Source organism: Streptomyces sp. NRRL WC-3549 (assembly GCF_000721935.1).
In the GTDB taxonomy this organism is placed as follows: domain Bacteria; phylum Actinomycetota; class Actinomycetes; order Streptomycetales; family Streptomycetaceae; genus Streptomyces.
Window position 1 is genome coordinate 15,096 of the sequence record NZ_KL585381.1, and the last position, 11,060, is coordinate 26,155.

Consider the following 11,060-nt stretch of genomic DNA (forward strand, 5'->3'; position numbering starts at 1 on the left):
CGAAGGAATGGTCCGACACCGCCAAGAAGCCGTTGGAGGACCAGATCGACGCCGTCCTCCGAGCGCTGAAGGCCCGCGCGGAGGAAGAGGAGCAGGCCCGGCTGACGCGGGAGGCGGAACAACAGCGTCAGCGTGAGGAGCGGGAGCGGGAGGAGGAGGAACGCCGCCTGCGAGAGGCCCAGGAAGAAGAGGAGCACCGCCGGCGGAAGGCAGAGAAGAAGGAGCGCACGCGGCGAGAATGGGAAGCGGCGGTCAGCGTCGCGACGATCAAGGCGGTGGACGCCGTACGGGTCGACCGGTTCGGCACCGCCCTGGCGCAGTGGCGGACCGCAGGGGAGATGCGGGCCTTCTGCGCCGCGCTCGACGAGGCCGCCTCCGTCTCGGACGACGCCCACGAAGCCGAGCGGCTTCGCGAGTGGTCAGCGTGGGGGAAGGCGGAGGCTGACCGGCTCGACCCGACCGTGGCCGGCAGGAGCCTGACCGGCCACGGCCTCCACGCGGAACCCACGGACGACCAGCTAAGGCCCTTCCTCGACGGCTGGCACCCGCAGCGGCCGGAGAAAGAGAAGCCTCCGAAGCAGGAAGAGCCCAAGGCGGAGGCCGAACCGCCCAAGCCGGAGCCGGAGCGGTGGCGTGGCTTCACCGACGAACGTCTGGACCAAGGCTGGAGATATGGACCCCAAGGTCGCGCTCAATGGTGGAGGCGATGACGCCGTGCCCGCGGTCACGTAGGGCCTTCACCGACTTCTCCACGAGCTTCCCGAGCCGGACAACCTCCTCGCGCAGGGCGACCAGCTCGTCGTAACGCTCGGCCTTGTCCTGACCGCACCACTCCCGGACGGTCCGCAGGACGGCCGCTTCCGCGTCCCGCTTGCGGTCGTCCCGGCGACTGTAGGAGTACCAGGAGGACTGCGTGCGCTCCTGTTCGATGCCCTGCTGCCGGCGGTCCACCTCCGGCAGGATGTCCTCGGCAAGACGCCCGGCCACGAGGCGCGCGATGCGCTCCGTGACCGGCCACCCGGCCAGACACATGCCGTCGCGGTTCTCGAAGACCATCGGATCGCCTCGCAGCTCCGTGGAGTCCATGCCGACAAGGGGAGCACTGCCGTCCAGACTGCCCATCTCGAGGACCCCTGCGTCCGCGACACTGCGCCGCAACCGCAGCTTGCTCTTCGGGCGGACGAACCCGAGGATCAACCGTGCGGCCTCGAAGTCGGCGCTCCCCCGCACGTGCCGTGACGCCTCGGCCAGGACGAGCTCGCTCGCGTCGTCCGCGTGGAACGCCTCGACGTCCTCCCAGTGCGCCACGAGAGAAGTCGCGTCGACCCACTCCTGCAGTCCGGCATCGTCACCGTCGAGGAACCGCACGTGGAGCCAATCAGCTCGGCCGCGACCGCCTACCCGTACGACCTCGACCCGACGAACCGGGCCGCCCAGCTCCTTCGGCCTCGCTCGGTAGGCCCAGTGCTCACCCATCTCCATGGGTCCATTGAGCCAGGTCTGTTGATCCAGCTGCACGGCGATTGCCAAAACCAGCAGATGGAACTGAGCGCCACGGAGGCTCCTTCAGGGTCGTTCAGGCCGCCCATACCTGTGCCACCTGCAGTCGAGCGACGCGTTGGTACTCAGCGTCCACGCGTCCCGATAAAGGCTGGCCATGGCCGTTCCCTCCGCTCGTACGTCTCCTTCCACCGCTCCCGATGTCGGCGGTCCCCCTGCCCCAAGCCGTTTACCGCACCGAGTGACACCAGCGAGGCGCCGTTGTTCCACTGGATGGTGGTTGCTCCGGCCCGTCGACTGCGTTTTGCTGGGAGGCATGGCACAGTCCCTCACCCCTCAGGCTCTGGAACAGCAGCGTGGGTTCCGAGGTATGAGCGTGAAGGAGCTGGCCGAAGCCACTGGTGTTTCACCTGCCTCCGTACGCCGCTGGGAGGCCGGGACACAAGCGGTAAGCGACCGAGCTTTCGGGCGCCTACTGAAGGTGCTGCGCTGTGATGCGCAGGACTTGACTGCGGGCGAACGGGGGACCGAGACGCTGCAGGATCTGCGTCGTCGGGCGGGTATGAGTACCGCCGAGGTCGCTTCACTGCTTCGCCGTAAACGAGCATCGCAAGGTCTGCACATCAGCGCTGAGAAGATACGTGACCTCGAGCGTGGTCGCCCGGTGCGCGGGCGGACTTGGCCGTCGCCCGAAACCCAAGGCCGCGTGGCACGGATGCTGGCCCAGGTCTACGGAGTTCCTGACCGCGTAGTCATTGATGCCTGGCGTCGCACGCGTCCGAACGATGCGGCCCCAGCGCTACCAGCTCGTCGGCCTCGCAACGCCTCCGAGAGAGCAATGACAACCTGGCGCGAGCTCAACGAGCGGCAGCGCAGCTACCTGACGTGCATCTTCCATCAGGATCAGGAAGCGGAAGGGGAACAGCGCCAGATCCGCTATGCAGGAGAGACTCAACGGCCCGCTGCAGCGTGGCGACGGCTGACCTTGGCGCTCAGTGCGCCAGCTGACCTTGTTGGCTTCACCCGCATCCAGGAGCGGCTCCGGGAGGCCGGCATTCACGATCCGGGGACCGGGTCCTCCGTGAGCGCACTGGAGAGGCGGGGCCTGATCATCGTTTACCGGGATCGCCTGTACATCGACGGGCTGGGGGATGTTCCGCGTACGCGCGTAGAGATGACTCGGCATGGCAGAGCGGTCGCACGCGCAGCGCTCGGGGTTACTCCCGCTCCAGCACCGCCCGCAGCACTACTGTCGCCGTGGCTATGGAAAATCGTGGTTCGTGTCGCGCGGGCAGGGACGCAAGGTGTGGACGGCAGCCTCGCCGGACGTGGACCGCACTACCTTGCCGTGGGTCAGAGCCCCGACGGGCGCACGCCCAGCCGCGGCTTCATCGTTCTGCGTCTCCCTGATGGAGCGGACCACGGACCATACCGCTGGTTCCTCACCGATTCCGGCCGACGCCACATCAAGGATCACATCGGTACCTACCGTTCCTTGTATCCAAGCATTGAAGTCGATTCGATCGCACTAATGTTCACCTGATCACTCCAAAGAGTGGAGCGGAGGTCCATTGTCAGTGCGGTGTCGTAGCCTCCCCACCGATGACGCGACACGGAGACACGACCACGGTCCAGCAGACCCACGTCTTGCTGGAGATCGTCAAAGCATTCGCGGTGTGTGAACACGCAATGGCTGCCGGGGAGCTGACTGGCCCCCGGCGCCTGGACCGCCTCATGGAAGCCCACGGGATTCTGATGGCGGCATGTGGCCCCGGACACCACATCCCCTTCGATGAATTGATGGGCAGACTCACCGGTGAACGGGCGGGGTCCCTCGAGAGGTTGCTGCCCGAGTGGATCAATGCTGAGGAGCTCGCCGGCGTACGGCTCTTGGAGAGCGACGGCGTCGCAACCGAGGACGGCTTCGACTTCCGGCACGAGGCGCAGCGTGTCATGCGCGCCGCGGAGAAGGTCGGGAAGTTCAGCGGCCAGGTCACCAAGCCCAAGCTGGATGACGAGTACAGCCAAGAATCCGTCTTCAGCGCGATCAAGGGCCCCTTCTACGAGAGACACCGCAGGACGCTGGTCGAGAACCCGACCGTCCCGAGGAAGGATCTGGCTACCCTCAACCTGCCTTCCCGGGCGAACGACTTCTACCGCCCCATCGCCCAATACGCGCAGTACAGCGGCTGGTGGTGGCCCTGTCCGGCCTGTCAGTGGCCGATGAAGGTGACGACAGACCGATCCGCCGGGCGTATCCGCGGCCAAGTACGCTGCCTGTACCCCTGGCACGATGAGACGGGCGCGTCATACGAGTACGTCGTGACCACTCGCCGGAAAACGGCTCCCGAGCTGCACCCGACGTTCGAGTGCCGAGTGCCGTCGGGTCGCTTCGCCCCGCTGTGGACCGGTGCCGTTCCGCTAGTGCCGGAGGCCCGAGCGGTGGAGGAAACGGTCGTGCTGGTGCGGCCCGTGTGGCGATACACCGTGGTACCCGGACTTCCCGAGCTGGCCCTGCATCGGGCAGTCTCGGCCAGCCTCGAGGGCACACCCTGGACGTCGCACCTGTGGCCGAACGGGGATCAGTGCGACCTGTGGATGACCCATGCCGACAACGATGAACCCCAGTTCATGGCCGACTTCAAGGACTACACCTGGTCCAACCATCTGGTCAGCAAACTCGACCTGGACGGCGGCGACCGAGGCGGCGCCGAGTATTTGGTGGTGCCTGACCATCGCAGGGAGCAAGTGGACCAGCTCAATGCGGTGTGCCGCAGACACGGGATGAAAGCGGCGATGACCGCGACGGAATACCTGGAGATGGTCATCAACCACGCCAAGGGGGGCCAGGCATGAGCGGCGACATGACGGGCACGGAGGCCGGCCTCGCCGGAGCACTTGCGCTGGCCGCCCACTACTTCCCACGCAAGGACGACGAGGGGCATGTTCTGGCCGGCTTCGAGGAAGCCACGTTCTTCGCGCACCGAAAGCCGCAAGCCTGGTCCGAGTGGGCGAGCCTGCCCACTACTGAGCGAAACCTCATCCGTCAGGTCATGACCTTGATGGCTCAGGAGTGGACGGATCCGAAGAAGCTCCGGACCTCGGTGCTCGCCATGCTCGGAGTCCTGTCATCAGAGCCGGACATCGCCGATCGCTCCGGAGGTTCGCTGCGTTTGCCACCTGGAGATCCACACCTTGCGGACGCAGCGATCCCGCGTATGGGAGGTGACTTTCTCGGCTACGTGCAACGCGTCACCGGCCCCTTCTTCACCTTCGGCAAGCGCCCCAAGGCCCAGGCATTCGCCGGCCCGGGAAAGCTGAAGACGAGGACTGCCTACCTGGGCCCGGAGCACGGCACGACCAGCAGGGAGATCGTCATCCCGGCCACGCCCGACTTTCGGCAAGCACCCGGGCATGAGTTCCTGCCTCAGGTGCACACTCGGCCGCCGCTTGACCGGGTCGCACCGACCGTGGAGCAGCTGTTGGAGGTCGCCAAGACCCTCAGCGGGCAGGACAAGAGCGTCCGCTACCTGCACAAGGTGCTCAAGCGGTTCTTCAAGAGCATGAAGACGACGACGGGCGCGCTGACCGAACTCGACCTGACTGCCGGCGATCTGCAGCTGCTCAACGCTCCCACGGGAAGCGGCAAGACCGTTCTGGTGAGGGTTCTGGCCTCATGGGCTGCTCTGAACGACCGGCGCATCGCTCTCGCCGTCACAGACGTCCGGGCCACCTTGGAGATGGCCTGGGACATCAATAACGACCTGGCCTATCTCCACAAGATCAAGCGGCTCATCGAGCCCACTCACTGCACGCCGTTGATGTCCCCGTCAAGCATGCACCGGCGCGCCATGGACTATGCAGCCCTGGGCACCTCCACCCAGATCGACGAGTGGGACCGTCGCGCCAGGACGGACATCGGCCTTCTGTCGACCGGATGCGCGCAGCGGGCGCTGATGGACCCGCCCACCCTGTACCCCTACGGGGAAGAGAACTGCACCTCGCTGACCTCTGAGGCCACTGGCTCCAACCGGCTGACCTGCCCGTTCGCACCGACGTGCGGCAAGTTTCAGCAGTTCTACCGGGCCACCAACGCGGCCGTCATCGTCACCAACCACGCAAACCTGCTCGAAGGACGCACTCGAATTGGTGTCGTGCTGGACGGGCAGGAGTTCCGCGGTCAGGCGCGCGGCACCCGGGGCATGAGCGTCCTGGAGATGACCCTGCGCGCCTGCGATGCCCTGGTGATCGACGAGATCGACGCCTTCCAGACAGCAGCGATCAGCCGCTGCACTTCGGAAATCACCCTCGCCTCCCGGAAGAGGACGACCGCACTGCGGGAGATCGACGCCGACGCGAAGAACCTTCCTGTTGTCCACGAGATGGGGCTCGTCTCACCGGTCAGCCATGCCCGCCTCATGGCCGAGATGCTGCTGCTGTGGCTCTGCTCCGGACGTGGGCTGAAGCTGAATCCCGGCAACGAAATGGACGGCCCCGACGGCGCCGGCCGCGACAACACCGGCTGGCGTCTGGCCCACTCACGGGACCGCGAGATCCTCCAGATCCTCTTCCCCGAAGCGACTGCGGCCGAGGACATCCCGCCCGAGCTGTTCGCCTTCCTCAACGAAATCATGCCCGCCCGCTGGTACGGCTCCGAGGCGGACGAGGAAGAGTTCGACCTCCCCGAAGGCGCGGACTGGGACGCCGTTCAGACCGCCCTGATGACGCTCACAGCGCAGCGCGGCCAGGACCACCTCACGGACACCCGCGACGAGATGCGCAAGCTTCTCCTCGGGCTCGTGCCCGACGCGCACCGGCAGGCTGCTGTGATCAACCTGCTGGTCACCCGGACGGTGCTGCGCGAACTCGATGGCGCACTCGACGAACTGCGCGCGCAGGCACAGACCCTGCGTTACCTGGACCTGGGGTCGGTCCGCAAGATCCTTGAGACCATGCGCAGCAGCACGGTGGCCACCCTGTACCCCTTGGCGATGCTGGGCCGCTCCATCCACGGCTACCAGGTCAAAGGCATGGACAACAAGGAGAAGGAAGCCGAGCTCCTGTCCCGGTCGTTCGGAGGCGATCCACATACGTTTGTTTCCGAACTCGGCGGCCTCACATCGCTTTTGACCGCCGGCGTGCAGCGTCCCGTCATGGGGCTGTCGGCCACCGCCTACCTGCCGCAGGCCGTGCAAGAGCACATCCACGCCCCGGTGCGATGGTGGCTGCCTGATACGCGCCCCGAATCCATCGTCACTCTCGCAACCCCTGTACGCAGTGGCGCCGGCGACGCGATGCGTATCGGTGGTCTGCCACCGGAACTGAAACCCAACGCCCTGCGAGATCTCGGGCGGGGTCTTTACGAGCAGCAGCTCGCCCGACGCCTGGCCCACCTGGAGAAACGGGAGCCGGAGCGAGCCCGTGTCATTCTCACGGTCAACTCTTACGAGCAGGCCGCCCACCTCGCTTCCGGAGTGGCGCAAGCCGACGGTCTTAACCACCGAGTCTGCCTGCTCGTGAAGAAGGCAGAGAAGCAGAACTACGAGGAGCACCTGCCTCCTCATGTGGACAGGATGGTCCGCGAGGAACTGAAGGACTTCCCCGAACGCGGGGAAATCCTGATCGCCCCCCTCGCTGTCATCGGACGAGGTCTGAACATCGTCGTGGGCACACGCTCCGCTGTCCGCGACATCTACCTCTGTGTCCGGCCCGTCCTCAGCATCGAGGACACCGACTGGCTGCACGCGAGCGTCAACGCCGCCGGCGTCAACACCCTCCCCGTCGGCGGCAGCGACACCCCGCTGGCCGACTTGCGCAGAGCCGGGGAAGCCTCCTGGAAGCAACTCTCCAAGATCCTCCGCTCCCCGGCCCGGTTCTCCAACATGGACCACGACCTGCGCAAAGAACTCGTCGCAGGAATGCTCGTCCTGCTCATCCAGCTCGCCGGCCGAGCCCGCCGCGGCGAAACCGACATGACCCTGCACATCGTGGACCACGCCATCCACGACCAGAAGTTCAGCTCCGACCTGGCCACGATCATCAAGCAGATCTATGCCGACTGGAACCCCGAGCAGCGCGCAATCATGAACGAGCTCTACGGTCAAGCACTTCAGGCATTCCTCACCTACGCAGGACTCGATCGCGAGATGCTCTGAACGAGCTACATCTGCCCCCGCCCTCCCCTGGTGCAGACGGGGGCTGGTCTCCCTGTCAGGGAGAAAAGCCGAGAGAAGAGGTAAGACCGTCCATGGGGCGTCGCAGCACGCAGCGGGATCTCACCGCACACACCACATCGATCAAGTGCACCCCACAGCTCCTGGACGGCATGACCGCCCTGGTCTGGGGTTTCGGTGACTACCACTCGCCGACGCGCAGAGCCTGGCGTGACCTGGGCAGCACGGCCAACCGCAACAGCAAGCGGATCGCAGGCGTACAGGACTCCGACCCCTTCCTGATTCCGTACTCCATCGCAGTCACCGTCCTCCAGCAGATCACTGACGGGTATGTGTACCTGGACAGAGACTTGGCGTTCATGGTGACGCTCAGCCCCGTCGAGCCCGCCGTCCTCAAGAACGTCTTCACCTACCTGGAAGGGATCGTCCGCAAGATCCCTCTCGACGAGATCCCGTTCATGGACGAGCCCGCCTTGGCGAAACTCGTGGCCGACGTCACCCCGCAGTCGCTCAGCCTCGCCGAGAACATCCTCGCAAAAAAGGACGACAGGCCGGCCAGCCCTGACAGCTGGGCCTATCAGGCGGTGAAGTGGCATATCGCGAAGAAGGTGGCCGCTAAACCGCTCTTGGACACGGAAGTGGAACCGGTCCGCGAGCCGTACGTGACGAAGGACGGCGAGACGAAGGAACGCATCGTCGACTGGCAGCCGTCCACCAACACCGCAGCCGTGTATTACCGACCCGACAGCGACGGCGACCTGATCGCATGGGACCACCCCATCGGCCCGCTGTTCGCCTCCCTGGCCCATCCTGTCAACCTCAGTGAGGCTGCCACCGCCCGTCCCAAGGACCCCACGCGGACGCAAGTCCAGTACGCCATGTCCCGCGTGTCGGTGAAAATGGCCACCTACACTGCCGAGCCCAACCCCGTCCTGAACCTGAACGCACACATCCGCCGCGTCAACAACACCGTGGTCCACGCGCGCACTGCCTTGCTTGATCAAGGGACGCAGCGCCCACTGCTTTCCCTCTCTCTGGACGGGTGGGGCCTGCGCCAGGCGAACAAACACGCGCTGGAGATCCTGGCGAAACTCGAAGCCGACCGGACAGCGCTCACAGCCTTGGAAGAGCGCGTTGCCGACGAACGCCACCGCCTGAACCTGAGGGACGAAGACGGTAAGAGGGTAGACATCCTCACGCCCGCGCCGGGCACCATCCGGCCGACCATGCCCAAAACGGACTCCTTCGCTGTCGGTACCGGCGCCGGCATCTACCAGCTCTCTCTTCTCCAGGACCAGATCCGGCGCGCCTTCGGCGACACCGTCTCTCTGCTCGAGCTGAAGTCGAAGGGGAACGTGTTCGGCAAGCGGCTCCACGAACCCGCCACCTCGGCGCAGGGGAAGGAGAAGAAGAAGCGAAAGAGCGACGGGGATTACATCGACCTCATCGGTAATCCCTCGCCCGATAGCATCCGGCGGTCCATCGAAGCAGCCGGCTACACCAAGCTCCGGATCCTGTGCCTCTGGTACCGAGACGAGACCCTTACGCGCATGATCCATGGCCTCGCCCACCCCTACAGCCTCGATCCGAAACACATCGACCCCAACCCCAACGGAAGGGACACCACGCCTCTCGCGGAGGGCATCGAGGCAGTCTTCTGCAACGCCGAGGCTCTGCTGAAGCACGGTCCTGGAAAGGAGCGGGCCTCGGACGCCGCGGCCCTCATCAGCCAATTCGCGGAACCGGGCGTGCTCCTCGCGGCCTGGTGCGAGACGGAGCTCCCCGTCCGCGGGGAGGAGCATGACGGCATGAAGCCCGCCGAGGTGAAGTCCGCCCTCGCCGAGAATGACGCCAAACACCAGGTAGTACGGGAGCTCGCAAAGGCCGGAGTGCCGTCTCAGTTCTTGGTCGGCCGCACCTACGACCCGTTCACCAAGTCGTTCAGTACCGTCAAGAGGCCCGCTGCGGCGTTCGAAGACCACCGCGTCTACATGGGCCAGCTGGACTTGTACCGATCGTGCGGCGTGATCGACGATCGGTTCGAGCGTGCTCTCTACCCTGAAGACGACCCCTATCCGTTGCCTCGCATGGCCTTCGTGGGCATCCATATCCGCAAGCAGGCCACCGATCGCAAGTACAAGGGACAGCCCAAGAGGATCATCACCGCCACCGCGGTGATCCCGTCCCGCAAGGCCGGCGAGACCTGGCGCATGCTCGGTTGGAGCAACATCCACCCGCAGTGGGAGCACTATGCGCGGGCGCAGAGCAATTTCCACGCCTCCAACTACCCTCTGCACACGCAGGACGGCCAAGGCGAAATGCAGCGTTGGGCACAGGCCGGCGAGGACGTCCGTACCGCCCTCCAAGAGCTCAGCGACGAGCTCGATGGGCTCCCGTACGCCCTGATGATCGACGGCCATGCCAGCCGCCGCGTGTGGCCGGGCCTGCATAACAACAAGCAGGGCCTCCCCCCGGACCCGAACGACCCGCGCCTGTGGCTTCCGGGGAGCGGCCTGCCCGCTTCCTGGAACCCCGTCAGCATCATCCGCATGAATTGCGCGCAGGCCGAGATGCCGCGACTCGTATCCGTCACCGAGAAGCTGAAGAACGGCACCACCAAGCCGCTTAAGACCTCCAGCGACCTCTACTACCCTGAAGAGCGGCCCGAGGGGCATCCGTGGTTCCTGTTCACCGAGCCCCGCAACTACGGTAAGAAGCGCCACGGACAGTGGAAGACCCGCTGGCGCGCGAACCCGGGCAAGGCGTCAAAGAACGCTGACGAGCGCAAGGAGAACGAGCTCAACTCCCCCTGGTACAGCATGACCACGCGCGAAATCACTCCGATGCACACACGCAACGGGTACGAGCGCGAGGCCCTCGCCGTCGCCGCAGCCCGACTCAGCCACCAGGCACTCTCGTGGTCCGACCGGACCCGCTACCCCGCGCCACTTCACGCCGCACTGCAGATGGACCTTGGCCACCCCCAGTTCCGGCGTTCCGAGCCAAAGGACCAAGCGAGCCTCGACATCCTCAAGGAAGCCTGCGGCACCGACGCATAATCCGGCGTCGGCCCAGCCGTCGAGTCCGTGATCACGAACGCCGTGCCGAATTGGAACTGCTCCATGGACGCTGGCAGAAGCGGTGCAAGCGCTCAAGGACCGGATCCCCACCGGCCTGATGAGCCCCGAGGGCTCCTAGATGATCACGGAAGGCCGGGGCTGGCGGGTCTCAGTTCTGGTCTCATTCGCCCCCGTCCGGCCCCGTCCGGACGGGGCCGCCTCGAACGCTCCGCCGCAGGTCAGGACGCCCCCGACCCCCGCCGGACCCCCGTACGAACATTTGGAAAGCGTGTTGGGGGCAACCCCTCACGAGTTCGAATCTCGTATC

General features: G+C 65.7%; 5 protein-coding genes and 1 pseudogene. 5 read left to right on the forward strand and 1 reads right to left on the reverse strand.

What is annotated here, in order from left to right; genetic code table 11:
* A pseudogene (locus IH13_RS0100305) lies at positions 1-710 on the forward strand (hypothetical protein); the annotation flags it as partial.
* On the opposite strand, the gene IH13_RS0100310 reads toward IH13_RS0100305, so the two are convergent.
* Complete coding sequence (locus IH13_RS0100310) at positions 640-1,482, reverse strand: hypothetical protein (protein WP_031079958.1); 843 nt, start codon at positions 1,480-1,482, stop codon at positions 640-642. The pseudogene IH13_RS0100305 and the gene IH13_RS0100310 overlap by 71 nt on opposite strands.
* 334 nt (positions 1,483-1,816) lie before the next feature.
* Here IH13_RS0100310 and IH13_RS40245 point away from each other — a divergent pair, with 334 nt between their 5' ends.
* The 4 genes from IH13_RS40245 to IH13_RS0100325 all read left to right on the forward strand — a co-directional run bounded on the left by IH13_RS40245 (position 1,817) and on the right by IH13_RS0100325 (position 10,732).
* Positions 1,817-3,043: a helix-turn-helix domain-containing protein gene (locus IH13_RS40245; RefSeq protein WP_082317484.1), complete on the forward strand. Its 1,227-nt coding sequence runs from the start codon at positions 1,817-1,819 to the stop codon at positions 3,041-3,043.
* 104 nt (positions 3,044-3,147) lie between these two features.
* Positions 3,148-4,356, forward strand: coding sequence for a restriction endonuclease-related protein (locus IH13_RS0100315; RefSeq protein ID WP_234433167.1), 1,209 nt, complete (start codon positions 3,148-3,150; stop codon positions 4,354-4,356).
* Positions 4,353-7,655, forward strand: a complete 3,303-nt coding sequence (locus IH13_RS0100320; protein WP_031079962.1) for a hypothetical protein — start codon at positions 4,353-4,355, stop codon at positions 7,653-7,655. Before IH13_RS0100315 ends, IH13_RS0100320 begins: the two co-directional genes overlap by 4 nt.
* Before the next feature lie 170 nt (positions 7,656-7,825).
* Positions 7,826-10,732: an RNaseH domain-containing protein gene (locus IH13_RS0100325; protein ID WP_234433168.1), complete on the forward strand. Its 2,907-nt coding sequence runs from the start codon at positions 7,826-7,828 to the stop codon at positions 10,730-10,732.
* The last annotated feature ends 328 nt before the right edge of the window (positions 10,733-11,060 follow it).